The following is an 18,816-nucleotide window of genomic DNA, read 5'->3' on the forward strand; positions in this document are numbered from 1 at the left end:
CACAAAACCGCCATTTTTTATAACTAATCGGATTTGTTAGTGTTTATTGGTTATAAGCAGTGTTTAAACAGTTATAAAATCAAGATTTTAGTGGCTTTTTACCGAGTACAACTAGCAAAATTCCGATTAGAATAATAGCTCCAGAAATTGCGAGGCGTTCACTGATAGGTTCGGATAAAAACAAAAAGCCACCAATACCGGCAATAATGGGTACCGAGAGCTGTGATACAGCTGCTTGCACTGAAGTTAAATGTTTTAGTGCAACATACCAAATGGCGTAACCAATACCTGACGTCACACTGCCGGCTATCACGGCGAGTAAAACCCCTGTGGTTGAGGCAGTAATTGAGTTGAGTGTCATCAGGCTTAGTAACGTTATAAAAGGTAAGGTGCGCATAAAATTAAAGGCGGTATCGGCAAGGGGATTAGATGATTTTTTGCCAACTAAGGTATAGCCCGCCCACGCCATACCCGAGAGCACCATAAGCACAAAACCAATCAGTGAAGGTGATGAAATATCTGGCAGCACTAAATAGCTAAAACCAATAAACGCAATTAGCGCGCCGCACCATTCGATAGGATAAATTTTGGTACCAGAAAAAAAGGTATAAGCAAACATGCTAAATTGTACCGATGAAAAAAGCACAAGCGCGCCAATAGCGGTTTCAAGTGAAATATAGGCATAGGAAAAGGTTACGGCGTAAATAAACAAATAAACAGCGCCAAGCCATGAACCTTTGCTCGCTGTTTGTTTATTTTTATGAAATAGGGCGTAAAGAATAAAAAGCGTTATCGCTCCTGAGAATAAACGAATTGAGGTAAAACTGGCTGCATCAATTTGCCCTTGCCCAAGGGCTATTCGGCAAAGAATAGAGTTTCCCGCAAAGGCGATAAGTGACAAAACAGTTATTAACAGTATTTTCATAAATTAAAGCGCGCTGTTTATTATTAATCGAGTTTAAACAGATACAGACCTTTGTTGGCAAATTTCTAAGTTAAATAGCAATAAATCAGCAAGAGTAATTAACGGCTGAATTTGGTATGATTACACACAATCCCAACGAAAGCCGCAATTATGAAATTTGATTTACACAGCCATACGTATTTTTCCGATGGTAAACTTTCCCCAGAAGAGCTAGTAGAACGCGCTGTTGAAAAAGGCGTAGATATTTTGGCTATTACGGATCACGATACCGTTAAAGGGCTTTCAATTGCTGAGCAACATATTAATACTAAGGCGTTACCACTCACGCTAGTTAAAGGCATAGAATTTTCAACAAAGTGGGAAACGTTTGAAGTACACATTGTTGGGTTAAACATCGACACAGATAATGACCTACTTAAATCGCTGATTGACGAGCAAACTGAAAAACGTGCGACCCGTGCAGGGAAAATGGCTGAAAAACTCGAAAAACGCGGGTTTGAAAATGTATTAGCAGAAGCCAAATCCTTAGCAAACAAAGGGCAGCTTACCCGCGCTCATTTTGCACAAGTGATCCAAGCACAAGGGGCAGCTAACACCTTACAAGGGGTGTTTAAAAAATTTTTAGTGCGCGGTAAACCGGGATATGTAACCAGCGAATGGTGTGATATTGCAACTGCCGTGAAGGCAATTAAAGCCGCAGGTGGTCAAGCGGTATTAGCACATCCAAGTCGTTATAAGCTTTCTAATAAATGGTTACGCCGTTTACTGCAAGAATTTAAAGATGCTGGTGGCGATGGCATTGAAGTGGCACTGCCACAACAAGCACCAAGTGATCGTCAATTTTTAGCGCAGCTTGCAGAAGAATATCAGCTGCTTTCATCGCAAGGTTCGGATTTTCATTTTGCAACCAACTGGTTAGAACTTGGAAAGAACTTATACTTACCTAAAGCCAGTGTGCCAATTTGGCAGGATTGGGCGATTGCCAAAGAACAAGAATTAAATTAAGGATATCTAATGAGCCAGTTTTTCCATATTCACCCAGAAAACCCGCAGGCGCGTTTAGTGCGTCAAGCGGTTGATATGATCCAGCAAGGCAAGGTAATTGTGTTTCCAACCGATTCAGGTTATGCAATCGGCTGTAGCATAGGTAATAAAAATGCAATGGAGCGTATAGCGCGTATTCGTGGTTTAGAAAAACACCATAACTTTACCCTTGTTTGCCGTGATTTATCGGAACTTGCCACTTACGCCCGTGTAGATAACAGTTTGTTTCGATTAATTAAAAATAATACGCCAGGGCAATACACTTTTATTTTTAAAGGCACTAAAGAAGTGCCGCGTCGTTTGCTTAATGAGAAAAAGAAAACCATTGGTATTCGCGTACCTGATCACATTATTACTCAAGCGATTTTGGCTGAACTTGGCGAGCCGTTAATGTCTTGCTCGTTAATTCTACCTGGTGAACAATTTGCAGAAGCGGATCCAGAAGAAATTCGCTTTCAACTAGAAAAACAAGTGGATTTGATTATTCACGGTGGTTATCTCTCTGAGCAGCCAACAACCGTTGTAGATTTCTCGGAAGACACCGTTGAGATTATTCGTGTGGGCGCTGGCGACCCAGCACCATTTGAATAAAACACAGAGCATTAAGTAACCGTAATGAGCGAAATGCAGCAGCAAAAGTTACCGCTTGGCTTTTTACATGGCAAAGCAGTTACTGATAAGCCTGAGGATCTTTATATTCCGCCCGATGCACTTGAAGTGGCACTTGAGGCATTTGAAGGTCCGCTTGATTTATTGCTGTATTTAATTAAAAAGCACAAACTCGATATTCTTGATGTTTCGATTGCCAAAATAACCGGGCAATACATGCAGTATGTTGAGATGATGAAAGAGTTTAAGTTAGAGCTTGCCGCAGAATATTTGGTGATGGCAGCGTTACTTGCGCAAATAAAATCGCGTTTACTATTACCTGTGCATAAAGAGCTTGAACAAGAGGAAGAAGATCCGCGGGCATTACTTATTAGGCGCTTACAAGAATACGAACAATTTAGAAAGGCGGCCGAAAACCTTGACGCGTTATCACGGGTAGAACGCGATATTTATATTGCCCATGCGCTGTTAGATGAAACACAGTCGCAAGATGTTGAACTGCCTGATCTCTGTGTGAAAGAGCTACTTCTGGCGCTAAGTGATGTAATGGCGAGAGCGCAAGCATTAACCCATCACCAAGTCAGTGCCGAAGTGCTTTCAACCCGTGCGCGGATGTCACATATTTTATCGCTTTTAACAGAAAATGATGGCTTTTTGCCATTTTCTCAGGCGTTTGAACATATTGAAGGCAAAGCCGCGGTTGTGGTGAGTTTTATCGCCATTTTAGAGCTGGTGAAGGAAAGCTTGATTGTGGTTCAGCAAAGCGATATAAACTCGTTGATTTACCTTAAATTAAAATAACAACGAAACAAGGTGCTATGGCAAAGCGACTTTCAGACGAACAGTTAATTGAGCTTATAGAAGCTGCAATTTTTGTGGCAAATACGCCGCTTAGCAAAGATAAATTGCGTGACACCGTACTCAGTGACTTTCAGATATCACTTAAACGAATTCAAACTGCAATTGATGCTATTATGGCGCACTACGCGACGCGTGGTGTGCGTTTAGTCAAAGTGGGATCAGGTTATCGTTTTCAAGCATGCAGTAGTTTATCTCCATGGCTTAATAAGCTATGGCAAGAAAAAGCACCTAAATATTCCCGTGCATTTTTAGAAACATTAAGTTTAATTGCCTATCGTCAGCCAATTACCCGTGGTGAAATAGAACAAGTACGTGGGGTAACGGTAAGCAGCCAAACTATTAAAACCATGTTAGAGCATAATTGGGTAAAAGTGGTTGGCTACAAAGAGGTACCGGGTAAACCGGCGCTTTATGGCACCACAAAACAATTTTTAGATCACTTCTCGTTGTCATCATTGAATGAATTACCGCCATTACCAGTAGCGCAAGACGAAAAAATATCACAAATCCTCAGTGAGCCTGCGCAACTTGATTAGCTCTGTGCTAGAATAGCCAACAATTCCTAGCTGCGAAGTTACATGAGAAAATAATGAGCGAAAAGTTACAAAAAGTATTAGCACGTGCTGGTAAAGGTTCACGTCGTGAATGTGAAAAATTCATTGAAGCAGGCCGTGTTAGTATCGATGGCAAGGTTGCCCGATTAGGTGATCGTGTCGAGCCAACACAACGCATTCGACTTGATGGACACGTTGTTAAAATTGAAGCGTCAAACGAACGTGTTTGCCGTGTATTAATGTACCATAAGCCAGAAGGCGAGCTGTGTACACGTAAAGATCCTGAAGGTCGTCGCACCGTATTTGACCGTTTACCACCGCTTGAAAATGACCGCTGGATTGCCATTGGTCGTTTAGATATCAATACCTCAGGCTTACTCCTATTTACCAATGATGGTGAATTGGCCAACCGTTTAATGCACCCAAGTTATGAAGTGGAACGTGAATACGCAGTGCGCGTGTTTGGTGAAGTGACACAGCAAACACTTAATAACGTGACCAATGGTGTTGAACTAGACGATGGCTTTGCCAAATTCTTATCAGTAGTACCGCAAGGCGGAAGCGGCTTAAACAATTGGTTTAACGTTACCTTAACCGAAGGTCGTAACCGAGAAGTACGCCGTTTATGGCAATCACAGGAAGTAGAAGTGTCACGCCTAATTCGTGTTCGCTATGGTGACTTACTACTGAATAAACGTTTACCACAAGGTGGTTGGGAAGAACTTAACCTAAAAGATGTAAACTATTTACGTCAAACGGTTGGTCTTCGCCGCGAAACCGAAACAAAACTATCGGTAATGCCTGAGAAGCGTAAAGATCGCCGCGCGAAAATTAATAAAATTCGCAAAGCGGTTAAAAAGCACAATCAACGCGTTACTACAGGTAATAAACGCCGTGCACCAAAAAAGTAATTCGGTGAATGACTGAATTACAGACATAAAAAAAGCGCCAATCGGCGCTTTTTTTAATTAGAGATACTGCTTTTAATTAAGCATTTTCTTTTAAGTAATCAATCACTACTTGGTGGTGATCTTTGGTTTTAAACTTATTAAAGAAATGTTCAATTGTACCGTCTTGGCCAACAAGGAAAGATAAACGATGAATACCGTCATATTCTTTGCCCATAAACTTCTTTAAGCCCCACACACCGAAAGCATCTGCAATTGCATGATCTTCATCAGATAAAAGAGGGAAGTTAAGCTCTTTTTTGGTTTCAAAGTTCTTTAGGCGCTTTACCGGATCTGGGCTAATACCAACCGCTACTGTGTTAAGAGCAGCTAGCTCTTCTTTATGATCGCGCAAATTTTCAGCTTGCACTGTACAGCCCGGTGTTGACGCCTTTGGGTAAAAATAAACAAGTACTTTGTTTTCTTTTAGTAATTCAGCAAGTTCTACGATATCGCCGTTTTGATCGGCTAATTTAAAAAGAGGTGCTTTGTCGCCTGCTTTTAGCGTGTTCATATTACAATTTCCTATCGAATACGTTTTAAAATGTGTTCTACGTTAGACTTTGAGAAAATGATCTCAAGCTGATGTTTAAATTCAGCTTCATCCACATCACGCGAGAAATTTATGTCAATTTCTGAGCGCATTATTAACTCACCATCTTGCTCTAAGCTGTCTGATTTTAAAGCCGCAATATTCACGTGATAGTCAGCCATTAACTGCGTTACTTTACTTAATGTGCCAGGTGTATCAGGGCCGTGGTAAGTAAGTTTGTAACCTGCTTTATATTCTTTCTCTTGGTGTTGGCTAGTACGTTTCATCATGGTCAAGAGACCGAGCTCAACACTTTTCGTTGGAATGTTGTATTCAACACGACTAATGGCGGCCATATCGCCTTCAAGCAACATGATAAAGGTGAATTCATTGCCGAGAATTGCAATACGGCTGTCGATAATATTGCAATTGGTCTCACTAACCAGTTTGGTTAGTTGACTTACAATGCCAGGACGATCTTCGCCAATGGCAGTGACAACAAGTTGATTTCCAGTGTTTAACGTCATTTTTAGTCTCAACGGGTTAATAACGTGGCCGCGAATTTTAGCAAATATATCGCTGTTCAACCATTGTAAATATATGATGTGGTGAAAATTATAGCGAATTGTGCGTTTTTAATTAAAGTTAACGCGGCGCTTCCTTGTGTTTACCCTTGAGGAAAAGTAACATAGGCGGCAATTTGAGAAAAAAATTATGAACCAAACAGTGTGTGCTTCATCAAAGCATGAAAATAAGAAAAAGCACACCAAGGAGAAATTTGTGCAGTATTGGATCCGAAATTCATTGGTGGTCGCTATTTCAATGGCGATTACAGCGTGTTCAGTGTTTACCAATGATTCGCATCATAAACGCAATTACCGTGTTAATGATGAACTTAAAGTGCCTAGTCACCTATCTAAACCATATCAAGATCCCGCATATGATCTTACCGTTGCGCAGTACCAATCAGCAGAAGAAAGTGCTGAGTATCTTGTAAAAGCGCCTGCTCAAGTACTTACTTTTGCTCAGGGTTCATGGATTAATGAAGGCGACAAAGAAGCGCGAATTTTCTTTGATAAAAACGAAGGTATTCAAGATTTAGAAAGCTTTATTTGGCAAGCAATTGATGATTTGTTTATTGAACGCCAAGTAACAGCTGAGAACAAAGCCGAAAACTATATTACCACTAACTGGCATTCAATTGAGAAGCCAGTCGATGTTTGGTGGTGGCAAGAAGAGCGCGAATTATCTCGCCAAAAATTCAAGTTTATTGTTGAGTCTGAAGAGCATAAACGTACCGCATCGGTAAAAGTAGAACTTGCTGATTTTGCATCGAAATATGATGACTTAACTGGCGTATTGCAACAGCGTTTAGAAGTAGCAGCACTGAATGCATTTATTGAACAGTTTGACTTTAACTACCGTCAATTACTGGTAGAGCTTAACAAAGCTCGCGGCATTGTATCGCTGCAAATGGGCTTTGATGATAAAGGTAACGCGGCATTTGTAACTGAGCAAAAAACGCGTGATATTTTTGAACGCTTTCCAGGTTTCCTTGAGCGAGTTGGCTTCAACATTGATGAGATTGAACAATCGCGCAATGTTATTTTCGCAACGTATGAGTCACCAGATGAAAGTGTTTGGGATTCAATTTGGGGTGATGATGTACGTAAATTACCACTTGAAGCTGGACAATATCAGCTAGTCGTTTCAGAGACTAAAACAGGTGGCACATCAATCACTTGGCTTGATTCAGAAGGCGAAACGCTTGAACCAGGTACGCTAAGCGATACCTTGCAGGTGATTCTTGCAATGCTGAAAGAGCGTGGTGTTGACGTTCAATAAATATTTTTGAAGGTTGAGTAAAAAAGAGCCATTGGCTCTTTTTTGCTTTTAATCGGTAGTTAAAAATAGCGAATGTAATAGAAATTAAGTAAATGGTTATGCATATTGTTGGCACAGTTATGCAAATCGATTACCGCTATCACTTTAAAGGTAACAAGTATGAGTTTGGAAGCTAATAACACCACTGCACCTCGCAGTAATTTTGCGACCATAATGATTTTCCTCATTCCCTCATTAATTGGTGTGTTTTTATTTATGACACCCATTAATCATGGCGGTGAATTTACTATTCCAATTGCTATTTTAGCGAAGCTTTTAAAAGGCTTATTGGCTGAACACATCACATTAATTGTGACAACGGTGATTGTGTTGATGGCGGTGGTGTCGATTCTGGCTACAGCTCTCAAGCCTAAGTTTTTAAAAGAAGGCAGCTTTATTCGTCATTTGCTCATTGTTAGCCCAATTTGGTTAGTAGCGCGCACTCTCGGTGCAATTTTTGTGCTGATGACCTATTTGAAAGCGGGTGCTTTTACTATTGGCAATACAACCGTTGAAATCTACTCTGATTCTGTTGGTGGCCTAGTACTGCATGAGCTAATGCCAATTCTATTTTCAGTATTTATTCTTGCGGGAATGTTACTGCCATTATTACTGAATTTTGGTTTGCTTGAATTAGTGGGTACTTTGCTTACTAAAGTTATGCGCCCACTATTTGGTGTGCCGGGACGCAGTGCAGTTAACTGTGTTGCATCTTGGTTAGGCGATGGCAGTGTCGGTATTTTAATGACCGCAAAGCAGTACGAAGAAAAACACTATACCCAGCGAGAAGCTGCAATTATTGGTACAACGTTTTCAGCAGTTTCGATTACTTTCTGTTTAGTGGTAATTGGCCAAGTGAAACTGGCTCACTTATTTGCACCGTTTTATTTGACTGTTTGTATGGCTGGTATTGCTGCTGCATTGATTGTGCCGCGTTTACCTCCACTTAGATACAAAAAAGATATCTACATTGATGGTGAAGAAGTAAAGGGTAACCCAGAAGCATTGCCAGAGGGCAAAACGCTTTTTAAACATTCACTTGATGTTGCGCTTGATAAAGCGCGTCATGCTCAAACTATCAGAGAAACCATGATTGACGGTGTTAAAAATGCAGTTGATATGGTGTTTGCAGTACTTCCTGTGGTGATGGCGATTGGTACTATCGCTTTAGTAATCGCTGAATATACGCCAGTATTTCAATGGTTAGGTACACCATTTATTCCATTGTTTGAATTAATGCAAATTCCAGAAGCAGAAAAAGCGGCACAAACAGTGGTTGTTGGTTTTGCTGATATGTTTATTCCGTCAATTTTAGCGGCACAAAATATCAGTAGTGAGCTGACACGCTTTGTGGTTGCAGCAATGAGTGTTACTCAACTTATTTATATGTCTGAGGTTGGAGCACTGTTACTTGGTAGCAAAATTCCAGTAAATATCTTTGAGTTATTTATAATTTTTATCTTGCGTACCTTAGTAACATTACCAGTGATTGCTTTAATGGGTCATTGGCTAGTAGGTTAATTTTCTTGATCTTTTTCGGCTCGTTGTTTTTCTTCTAAAGAACGGCGAGCCTTTTCAATTGGGTCTTGATTAAAGTTCTTCATATCCATCTTTGCTGAATGTTTTAACAGCGCAATATTGCTCCATACAACTCCAAGCACGATTGCAATTATTAAGATAGTGGCCCAGATACTCATTAAATTACCCCTTTATAGTGGTTTTCTTTAATTTTAACCCAGTAAATGGAACTTAATAAGTTCTTTTTCATCAATTAAATAGTTGTTACTATTAGCGCGTTTCGCGTAATTTAAATTCTTATGGAGCACGGCGTTGTCACTTGAGCGAGTATTAGTTTGGCCTGAGGCTTATCCACTTTTATTAAAAGGCTTATTGGAGCAAAATGGCGCGTTTATTTTAGACGCACTTGAAGCTTGGCCAAAGTGTGAAGTGACCAAAGATGCGCAGGGCATCAGCACAAGTGTTTTACCCCCTTTGTACTACCTGTTATGGCAAAAACCGGCAGAGCCTTTTGAGCAGTGTTTTTATCAGCATATTTTTGAATATGATGATACTGCCCAGCAATACATTGAATCGGCATTACAGCATTTGCAGCAACAACTAGGTAGTAAAGAAGCTACCAGTGAATTGCTTTTATCACGTATTGATCAATATGCGTCAATAGGGCAACAAGTTGCAATGCAAAGCGAGTTGACACTGACTTCTCTGTGCATGCATTTAAGATTGTTTAAACTGTTTCAGCAATTTTTGAAGCTGGGCATGCCGCTAAGCCAAGATGATGTTTTAGCGATTTGGGCCGATGACGATTTTCGTGAAGTTGCACTTCCTTTTATCAAAAGTAACTTGAGCGATGATACAAACCTATTAGCAGAAGAAATTGCCGACAGATTAAGGCAAGGTGAAGACTTTTTTGATTTGTTACTTGCACTTTCAGATGGCGAAGTAGATAACCGTTTATTAGAGCGTGCGCTGTTGTCTCATATTTCTCAAGAAGATGCGAAGCAGAGCTTATGTATGCGCTTTATTGAGCAAGGTGCAAAAGGGCAGATCACAGATGAAGACGGCTTAACAGCGTTAATTTGGTCTGCAAAGCAAGGATTCGCCAATGTGTTTGATGCACTCCTTACCAAAGAGCGCGCAGGCGAGTGTGATTTAAAAGGTAATAACTTACTGCATTTTGCCGTACGTGCACGCAGCTTAGATATTATCAGCAAAGCACTCAACGGTGGTGTTAACTATCAGCAAAAAGACGCTGAGGGCCTTACGCCGTATCGCTTAGCGGTTGAGCTAGAATTACCTGAGGTGATTAAACACTTTGAGCATAAATTTGGCATCAAAGAACTAAGTGAAGAAGGACAGCTAAAGCTGATCCAGATGGTGCATTTATTACATGCTTTGGTATGTTTTATGTTGCCACTACAGATCTTTTTAATTTTCTCAGACTCAATTTCAATCAAAACAGAAATAAGCATTGTTTCAACGCTAATTTCGTTAGGTGCATTTGCGTATGCACTTTCGCTCAAGCGCAGTAATTTATATCCCAATATTAAACACCCATTTGCATTAAGTGTTATTCGTTTTTTATCACCTGTGTGCTTGATTCTGGCACTGTTATTATTATTGATTATTCTTACAACTGTACTGAGCTAGCCGTTATATTTATTCCGAAAAAGGCCACTGTGAAAGTGGCCTTTTTTGTTTTTACTAAAAGCTTTATAAAAAGTGGCCACTTCAAAACGAAATATTATTAGCCTTTAAAGAGGATGTTTGAAATAATGTTATAAGATATTCCATTAAGTAATAAAGCAGTAAGTATGAGCCAGTCGTTAATTTATTTAGACGCCAACGCAACTACACCGGTTTACAGTGATATTGCCAAAGAGGTAATGCATTGTATGGAAGTTGAATTTGGCAACCCATCATCGTCACACATTACTGGCTTAAAAGCTAAGCGTTTAATGGAAGACACGCGTAACTTAGGAAAAAAACTTATCGGCACAGAAAAAGGCCGATTGTTATTTACATCTGGCGCTACAGAAGGCATTCAAACGTCGGTTGTGTCTGCATTAATTGCTGCTAAATCTCATAATATTGAAAAACCGGTTTTACTTTATGGTGCAACAGAACACAAAGCGGTACCCAACACTTTAAAACATTGGAATGAATTACTCGAAATTAATGCTGAGGTAATTGCAATCCCTGTGGATAGCAAAGGTATTTTAGATCATGATTTTATTGCTCAGCACATCGAAAATGCGCTGATGATCTGCACCATGATCGTAAATAATGAAACGGGTGCCACACAGGACATCGCAGCGCTAGACAAAGTGATCCGTGATAATAATCCAAATGTGTTTTGGATGGTGGATTGTGTACAAGGCCTTGGTAAGCAAGCGCTGAATCTTGATAAAACCAGCATTAACTACGCGCCGTTTTCTGGTCATAAACTGTATGCGCCAAAAGGTATTGGCTTTTTATACTTAAGCGAAAATGCACCATTAACACCGTTTATTGCAGGTGGTGGTCAAGAAAGTGGTGCGCGCTCTGGCACCGAAAATTTACCGGGCATTGCAGGACTGAAAAAATTATTTGAACTGATGCTGGATAATACAAACAACGTATTCAAACCATTAGAAACATTAAAACGCTACCGCGCAGACCTTGCCGAAGCGCTTTCATATACTTTTGATGAAATTGTGTTTAACAATGACTTTGATGTTTCTGTACCGACGACGCTTAATTTTAGTGTTGCAAATATTGCGGGCAGTGAAGTGATGAACTTATTTGATGCTGCTAGTATTCGTGTAAGTGCAGGTTCTGCATGCAGTTCGGGGGCAGCGAGTAGCTTTGTATTAGATGCGATGAATTTAGCGCCTTGGCAAAGTGAAAATGCTATTCGCTTATCGTTTGGCCCCATGGCAACAGAGCAAGAAATTAATAATGCGTGTGAGCGTATTCGCTCGTTAAAAGACAAGTTAGCAAACGCCTGTATGCTATTTGAGAGAAGCAAAGAAACCCCGTGTGCTGTTGGTGTAAATCAGTATGTACTGAATAACGAAATCATGTATGTGATTGTCAATGAGTCTCTAAATGCTCTTTTGATTAACGCAAAAACAAGCGAGCTGGGAAAGATTGAACGATTAATTAAAAATCAAGGGTTAAGAGTAACGGGATTAGTTAATGTCGATACTGACGTTGCTGCTATTTTTGCTAACGCGAAGCAATATGACTTAAAACATGACGCGCACTTGCTTGATTTTGGTGTTGAAATTAATCAAGGCATGCTTTACAAACATAGTAATAACCAGCGCATTGAAATGCCATTACAATTTTTGCCTTGCGAGACTATTACTGAAATTAACAGTGCATCACTTAAACAGGCGCTGGTTGCCGAGCAAGTAGATGGGATTGTGGATATTCGTGAAAATTACGAACATCAAGAAGGTGAATTAGGGGACTTCTTAAATATTCCAAGTGATATGATAAGTAATATCCCAAGTCACCGCTTATTTAATGAAATGATAGAAGGGCGATTAGCGCAATCAAAGCGTTATGTTTTGGTGTGCAGAAGTGGTCGCCGCTCAAAAGCCTGTTGTGCATTATTGAATGAATTTGGCTTTACTAACCTGACCAATCTTGCAGGTGGCGTTGCGTTTATCTAAAAAGGCTTTAACACCCATAAAAAAGCAGCGAAATCGCTGCTTTTTATTAGAGCGTGTTGACCTTATAGTCATCACGCTTTGGTCAAATATAACGTTAGGCAATGTGCCCTGTTGAATCACGAACAACTAATTCTGGCGTAAAACAAACAGCCATTTTTTCTTCTTTGATTTTAGTCGGGCGACTATTTGCAAATAAAAGTTTAGCGGCTTGTGTTGCAATATCTTGGTTTGACTGATGTGCTGTTGTCAGCTTTGGCCATGTCTGTTTTGAGAAGGGTGAATCCTCAAATCCAGTAATAGATAATTGTTCTGGGATTTTAATGTCCATCAAGCGAGATGCAAATAATGCACCCGCTGCGATTTCATCGTTACAAGCAAAAATGGCAGTCACTTTACTGTTTTTAGCCATGATTGCTTTTGCACCTTCCACACCTGATTCGAATGAATATTTGCCTGGGAAAATCAGAGATTCATCAAGGGAAATATTATGTTCGCTCAAAGCGGCCTTGTATCCTGCTAAACGTTCAAGTGTTGATTTGTGCTCTTCTTCACCGGTAATAAATGCAATGTGTTTATGTCCGAGTGAAATAAGATGTTCAGTAATTTGGTATGCGGCATCGTGGTCATTTACAAAGATGGCATTTGACTTACCTTCTTGTTCAGTTGGTTCACGACCTGACAAAATACGTACGTAGTTAATGTTCAGTGAATCAAGTAACTCAATGACATCCTCACGCTCCGATAGGGGAGGCGTTAATACTAAGCCTGACAAGCGAGAACGCTCAATCATGGTTTGTATTTCGTCTAATACGTTTTCATCAGTGCTACTGCAAGGGTGAATAAGCAGTTCATAGCCTTCTTCTTTGCAGCGCGATAAGATCCCATTTTGCATATCAATAACATAATAAGCGTTAGGGTTGCTGTACACTAAGCCAATGGCAAATGATTTGGTTCCCGCTAAACTACGCGCTGCTAAATTCGGCTTGTAGTTGAGTTCTTTTACCGCAGCCATAACCTTATCTGAGGTTTTTTTTCTAACCGATGGCTCGTTATTCATAACACGAGACACAGTTTTCATTGATACGCCAGCGAGGCGAGCAACATCGTTTATGGTGACTTTCATATTGTTATTATTTCTTTTGCTGATGGTTCCTGCATAACGCATAGGAGAAATAGCACACAAGTTGCCATTCTAACTGTTTTTTTTTCAAGTCTGTAGTTATGTTTCATATTTTATACAGAATCGAGCTGATTGATACCGGTGTCAAAAAGTTGAAATTGTCAATTGACAGCGTTGTCATTTTTACTTATTGTTAACGTACAAAATTTAACAAGTAGTAACTTTAGCAAGTGTTTGACTAAATTCAAGGTTCAAATACATGCATAAGTATAAATAGAGTAAAGGTAAAATATGAGTGGTCGTTCTTCTTTAGCAAGTTGGCAAACACTAGCAGGTCTAGCAAGTGAGTTAAAACAACAACACTTAGTTGATTTGTTTGCTAATGATGCAGAGCGATTTGAACGCTTTTCAACGCACATTGACGGTGTTTTCTTTGATTACTCAAAAAACCTCATTACTCAAGATGTTAAAAAAGCGTTATTAGAACTGGCAAATGAAGTTGATTTGGCTTCGTGGCGCGACAAAATGTTTTCAGGTGAAAAAATTAACTTCACTGAAAATCGTGCGGTGTTACATACAGCACTTCGCAAACGTAATAACCAAGCTGTTTATGTGGATGGTGAAAACGTTGTTGACGCGGTGAATAGCGAACTTGCAAAAATTAAAGCATTTACTGAAAAAGTACGCAGTGGTGAGTGGTTAGGCTATACCGGAAAACGTATCACTGATGTGGTTAGTATTGGTGTAGGTGGCTCTAACTTAGGTCCGCAAATGGCGACTGAAGCGTTAGCTGCTTATGCAGATAACACAATTGATGTGCACTACGCATCAAATGCTGACGGTATGCAAATCGCAAGCGTGCTCGCTAAGGTAGACCCAGAAACGACCTTATTTGTTATTTCGAGTAAAACATTTACAACCTCTGAAACCATGGCAAACGCAAAAACTGCGGTTGCGTGGTTAAAAAATGCAGCAGGTTGTGACTCAGCCGTTGCCAAACATTTTGCTGCGGTAAGTACCAACTTAGAAAAAACATCTGAATTTGGTATTAATCCTGACAATGTATTTACCATGTGGGATTGGGTTGGTGGTCGTTTCTCGATGTGGTCAGCAATTGGTTTACCAATCGCCCTTTACCTCGGTTTTGATATTTTTGTTGAACTACTTGAAGGCGCCTTTGAAGTAGACGAGCACTTTTTAAATGCAAAATTTGAAGACAACATTCCAGTGTTAATGGCGCTTTTAAGCGTGTGGAATACCAGCTTTTTAAATGCGCGAGCGCAAGCTATTTTGCCATATGACCAAAGCATGCATATGTTACCGGCATATTTACAGCAAGCGGAAATGGAAAGTAATGGTAAGTCAGTGACATTTGATGGCAAAGCGATTGATTATACTAGCGTGCCACTGATTTGGGGTATGACAGGAATTAATGGTCAGCATGCGTTTTATCAGTATCTTCACCAAGGTACTACGATTGTGCCAGCAGACTTTATTGGTTCAATCACACCTGTGACAGACGTTAATAATCATCATGAAATTCTAATGGCAAACTTTTTTGCGCAAACAGAAGCCATGATGACTGGTGTTACAAAAGAGCAAGTTATTGCTGACTTGGCAGACAAAGGATTATCTCAAGCGCAAATAGATGCATTGGTTGAACATAAAGTTCATAAAGGCAATCGCCCAACGACTTCAATTTTACTCGATAAAATTGATGCGAAACATCTAGGTCGATTAATTGCGCTATACGAACACAAAATTTTCTGCCAAGGCATTATTTTAGAGATTTGCTCATTTGATCAATGGGGTGTTGAGCTTGGTAAAGGCCTGGCAAACGCGATTCAAAAAGAATTAGAGACAGACGAGCGCTTTGAGCACGATAGTTCAACCGCGGGTTTAATCGCTTTATATAAAAATAAGCGTCAAAAATAGGATAAATGTCAGGGTTTATAGCCTGATATTAAGATAAACTGCGCGGCTTTTCTGCTAGCAGCAGTTGCTCAAAATACCTTTGAACGGGTAGCGCTGAGTTAATGGGAGCGTCAATTGGTGAGAGAGTTGCCGCTTCCAAAACTCTTATCCGTTTAAACTGAATGTGAGAATGCGCATTCGGCAACAGAATATAAAAAGCGATAGGTCGCTTTTAAAAGAATACCTTTGAACGGGTAGCGCTGAGTTATTTGGGACTTCAATTGGTGAGAGAGTTGATGTTCCCAAAACTCCTTTCTACCAACAGCTGTTGAGCCACAAAAACAGCACAAATTTGCACACAATACACTTTGAAGAGCACTCTTTTAGATTTTCAAAGTAAACAAATACCTTTGAACGGGTAGCGCTGAGTCGATTGGGACGTCAATTGGTGAGAGAGTTGACGTTTCCAATGCTCATATCCGTTTAACTAAGTGAACTGAGTAGCGCTGAGTATTCAGGGGTAACGGTGGGTGAGAGCATCGTTACTCCTGAAAACTCTTTTTCAGATTACATTTCAATCGTTAATCAGTTACATACGAATTCATTATAAATTAGCATGTATAAATTGCTTACCCAAATCGCAATTAGTGCTAACATAGCGAACTAAAACAACTTCTATTTTGTACTTAACAACAAGTTATTAAAACCAAGAGAACAAATATGCTAAACCCATTCGATATAGTTATTTTTGGTGGTGGCGGTGATTTATCACTTAGAAAACTGCTACCTGCGATGTACCGTGCTTATCAAGAAGGAAATTTACCGGAAGGGACACGAATTGTGCCAACGGTTAGGGCATTAGCAAACGAACAAGAATTTATTGATAAAGTGCAAGAAAGCCTAAAATCATTTCTTGGCAAAGGTGAATACAACAGCAAAGACTGGAAGGCATTTGCTACCTTTTTAAAACCAATCGTCGTTAACGTTACCGAGCAAGATGATAATTGGCTTGTATTAAAAGAGTTTTTAGAAGCCGACGCAGAAGACAAGGCTCGCGTTTTTTATTATTCATTACCACCTGCTGTTTATGGCCGCTGTAGTGAGCTACTTTCAGATAACCAATTGATTACTGAATCAACACGTGTTGTTGTTGAAAAGCCAATTGGTTATTGTGGCGCCTCTGCAGAAGAAATTAACGCGAAGATTGCAGAATACTTCAAAGAAAGCCAAATCTACCGTATTGACCACTATTTAGGTAAAGAAACGGTTCAAAACTTAATGGCACTGCGTTTTTCAAATGTGATGTTTGAAAACATGTGGGACGCGAAAACCATTGATAATATCCAAATTAGTATTTCTGAGACGGTTGGTCTAGAAAGCCGTGCTGGTTTCTACGATAAAGCTGGTGCACTTCGCGATATGGTGCAAAACCACTTATTACAATTACTATGCTTGGTGGCAATGGAGTCACCGAATAAACTTTCAGCTAAAAGCATTCGCACTGAGAAGTTAAAAGTATTAGAAGCATTGCGTCCGCTTGTAGATGCCGATGTTGAAGCAAATACAGTGCGCGGCCAATATGTGCCAGGTCAGTTAGATGATAAATTAGTACCAGGTTATCTAGAAGAACTTGGTGAAAACAGCGAAACTGAAACCTTTGTTGCTATCCGTGCGCACATTGATAACTGGCGTTGGTCAGGCGTTCCTTTCTATCTAAGAACAGGTAAACGTATGAAAAAGCGTTGTGCTGAAATTATCGTTGAATACAAAAATGTATCGCACAATGTATATGATGAAACAGTAGGTGGTATTCAACCAAACCGTTTGGTTATTCGCCTGCAGCCAGAAGAAAGCATTCAATTAACGTTAATGTCTAAGCGCTTAGACAACTTAGAAATGCAATTAGAGCCTGTGACGCTTGATTTAGATTTATCGAAAAACTACGAGAACGGTTTCCATTCTGATGCTTATAAGCGCTTAATGCTAGATGCAGCTGCGGGTAATGCGTCTCTATTTATTCACCGTGATGAAGTACGTCAAGCATGGGCGTGGATTGATCCAATTATTAACCACTGGAAAACAGCGGGCATGCCAGCACTATACCGTGCAGGTACTTGGGGGCCTGATGATGCCGATGAACTGTTAGCCGAGAATAACCATACTTGGTACAACGCAGGGAGCAAAGACTAATGTCAGCCAATATTATTGAAAAGTTTTTTGATTCAAAAGATGCTTACAATAAAGCACTTGGTGAAGACTTAGCTGCATGTTTAGCACAGGGTATTGAACAAGACGGCCGTGCTGTACTGATGGTTTCTGGTGGTTCATCACCGGCGCCTGCTTATCGCTATTTAAGCGGTTTAGATATGGCATGGGATAAAATCGATATTGCCATGGTAGATGAGCGATGGGTGGATGCGGATCACGATAAAAGCAATGAAGCATTTATCAAATCAACGTTATTACAAGATAAAGCGGCTGTTGCAAATTTAGTTACGATGAAAAATGAAGCTGAGTCGGCACAGTTAGGTCAGCCTGAGTGTCAAAAAGCGTATGCGGAACTTAAACCGAGCTTTGATGTAACTATATTAGGTATGGGACCTGATGGTCACACTGCATCATTATTCCCGCACGCTGAAGGTCTTGATAATGCGCTTACAACATCAGATTTGGTTGCTGCAATTGAAGCTATTAAAAGTGAAGTAACAGGTGATATTACTGAACGCATGACATTAACACGTGCTGCAATTTTACAATCGAAAGTGATCAAGCTACTTATCAGCGGCGAAGAAAAGCTGGCTGTTTATAAAGAAGCAAAAGCAGGTGGGGAAGTTGCTGATATGCCGCTTCGTGCTATTTTACAGCAAACCGATGTCCCTGTTGAAGTGTATTGGACAGCTTAAAGTAAAACTGTTTTATATAACTGAAATGCCCAAACCTAGGTTTGGGCATTTTTTTTGCTCTGAATACTGTGAGCCATTCTTTAATTAAAATTGGGTAATGCATTTCGGCTAAAATAGGGCAGGCGCCCCTTTAGTGTATAAAACATCATTTCTTCAACTCAAATTAGCTATTACAAGAAAGTTTCTTTTTTTGGTTCGTCAGGGCAAAAACTAAAATTTGCGCACTTATTGAATCACTTTTTGATTTTTTAATCACAGATAACGTCGTTTTTACAGTTTTAAAATCAAAATTACCTTAAAACCGTATAAAAAAATAAAATAACGCTAGACAAATGACACCGGT

17 protein-coding genes are annotated in these 18,816 nt (G+C 40.0%); 12 read left to right on the forward strand and 5 right to left on the reverse strand.

From position 1 onward, the window contains the following. Positions 1-79: 79 nt before the first annotated feature. Positions 80-925, reverse strand: a complete 846-nt coding sequence (locus tag ON073_RS08855; RefSeq protein ID WP_274761527.1) for a DMT family transporter — start codon at positions 923-925, stop codon at positions 80-82. Positions 926-1,072: 147 nt separating this feature from the next. Here ON073_RS08855 and rnm point away from each other — a divergent pair, with 147 nt between their 5' ends. The 5 genes from rnm to rluB are packed head-to-tail and all read left to right on the forward strand — an operon-like array spanning position 1,073 to position 4,904. Next, positions 1,073-1,930, forward strand: coding sequence for an RNase RNM (gene rnm, locus ON073_RS08860; RefSeq protein WP_274761548.1), 858 nt, complete (start codon positions 1,073-1,075; stop codon positions 1,928-1,930). 9 nt (positions 1,931-1,939) lie between these two features. Next, entirely contained in the window at positions 1,940-2,560 is a 621-nt protein-coding gene (locus tag ON073_RS08865) for an L-threonylcarbamoyladenylate synthase (RefSeq protein ID WP_010560336.1), read from the forward strand. Positions 2,561-2,584: 24 nt separating this feature from the next. Beyond that, on the forward strand, positions 2,585-3,379 hold the full coding sequence (locus tag ON073_RS08870) for a segregation and condensation protein A (protein ID WP_274761528.1): 795 nt from the start codon (positions 2,585-2,587) through the stop codon (positions 3,377-3,379). A 17-nt stretch (positions 3,380-3,396) separates the two neighbouring features. Further along, positions 3,397-3,975: an SMC-Scp complex subunit ScpB gene (gene scpB, locus ON073_RS08875; RefSeq protein ID WP_274761529.1), complete on the forward strand. Its 579-nt coding sequence runs from the start codon at positions 3,397-3,399 to the stop codon at positions 3,973-3,975. Between the two features lie 53 nt (positions 3,976-4,028). Further along, positions 4,029-4,904, forward strand: a complete 876-nt coding sequence (gene rluB, locus ON073_RS08880) for a 23S rRNA pseudouridine(2605) synthase RluB (RefSeq protein WP_274761530.1) — start codon at positions 4,029-4,031, stop codon at positions 4,902-4,904. A gap of 76 nt (positions 4,905-4,980) precedes the next feature. On the opposite strand, the gene bcp is transcribed toward rluB, so the two are convergent. After that, entirely contained in the window at positions 4,981-5,454 is a 474-nt protein-coding gene (bcp, locus tag ON073_RS08885) for a thioredoxin-dependent thiol peroxidase (RefSeq protein ID WP_038641170.1), read from the reverse strand. 11 nt (positions 5,455-5,465) lie between these two features. Then, positions 5,466-5,999, reverse strand: a complete 534-nt coding sequence (locus tag ON073_RS08890) for a glycine cleavage system protein R (protein ID WP_274761531.1) — start codon at positions 5,997-5,999, stop codon at positions 5,466-5,468. Between the two features lie 253 nt (positions 6,000-6,252). Between ON073_RS08890 and bamC the strand changes: the two genes are divergently transcribed. Next, entirely contained in the window at positions 6,253-7,317 is a 1,065-nt protein-coding gene (bamC, locus tag ON073_RS08895) for an outer membrane protein assembly factor BamC (protein ID WP_274761532.1), read from the forward strand. A 159-nt stretch (positions 7,318-7,476) separates the two neighbouring features. Next, positions 7,477-8,877: a YjiH family protein gene (locus tag ON073_RS08900; protein WP_274761533.1), complete on the forward strand. Its 1,401-nt coding sequence runs from the start codon at positions 7,477-7,479 to the stop codon at positions 8,875-8,877. Here the strand turns inward: ON073_RS08900 and ON073_RS08905 are convergent. Beyond that, positions 8,874-9,053, reverse strand: coding sequence for a DUF2897 family protein (locus tag ON073_RS08905; protein WP_274761534.1), 180 nt, complete (start codon positions 9,051-9,053; stop codon positions 8,874-8,876). The two genes, ON073_RS08900 and ON073_RS08905, sit on opposite strands and share 4 nt — an antisense overlap. A gap of 133 nt (positions 9,054-9,186) precedes the next feature. On the opposite strand from ON073_RS08905, the gene ON073_RS08910 reads away from it, so the two are divergent. Beyond that, positions 9,187-10,524: an ankyrin repeat domain-containing protein gene (locus tag ON073_RS08910; protein WP_274761535.1), complete on the forward strand. Its 1,338-nt coding sequence runs from the start codon at positions 9,187-9,189 to the stop codon at positions 10,522-10,524. A 164-nt stretch (positions 10,525-10,688) separates the two neighbouring features. After that, positions 10,689-12,536, forward strand: coding sequence for an aminotransferase class V-fold PLP-dependent enzyme (locus tag ON073_RS08915; RefSeq protein ID WP_274761536.1), 1,848 nt, complete (start codon positions 10,689-10,691; stop codon positions 12,534-12,536). 94 nt (positions 12,537-12,630) lie between these two features. Here the strand turns inward: ON073_RS08915 and ON073_RS08920 are convergent, their stop codons facing one another. After that, a complete protein-coding gene (locus tag ON073_RS08920) occupies positions 12,631-13,659 on the reverse strand; it encodes a LacI family DNA-binding transcriptional regulator (protein ID WP_274761537.1) in 1,029 nt (342 codons plus the stop codon). Between the two features lie 288 nt (positions 13,660-13,947). On the opposite strand from ON073_RS08920, the gene pgi reads away from it, so the two are divergent. From pgi to pgl, 3 genes are all read left to right on the forward strand, one after another. After that, the gene (pgi, locus tag ON073_RS08925) at positions 13,948-15,591 is read left to right on the forward strand and encodes a glucose-6-phosphate isomerase (protein ID WP_274761538.1); all 1,644 of its coding nucleotides are present in this window, start codon (positions 13,948-13,950) and stop codon (positions 15,589-15,591) included. A gap of 699 nt (positions 15,592-16,290) precedes the next feature. Further along, positions 16,291-17,760 (forward strand): glucose-6-phosphate dehydrogenase, encoded by a 1,470-nt coding sequence (gene zwf, locus ON073_RS08930; RefSeq protein ID WP_274761539.1) that lies wholly within the window; start codon positions 16,291-16,293, stop codon positions 17,758-17,760. Next, positions 17,760-18,473, forward strand: coding sequence for a 6-phosphogluconolactonase (gene pgl, locus ON073_RS08935; protein ID WP_274761540.1), 714 nt, complete (start codon positions 17,760-17,762; stop codon positions 18,471-18,473). Before zwf ends, pgl begins: the two co-directional genes overlap by 1 nt. The last annotated feature ends 343 nt before the right edge of the window (positions 18,474-18,816 follow it).

Source organism: Pseudoalteromonas sp. G4, assembly GCF_028875915.1.
GTDB lineage: Bacteria > Pseudomonadota > Gammaproteobacteria > Enterobacterales > Alteromonadaceae > Pseudoalteromonas.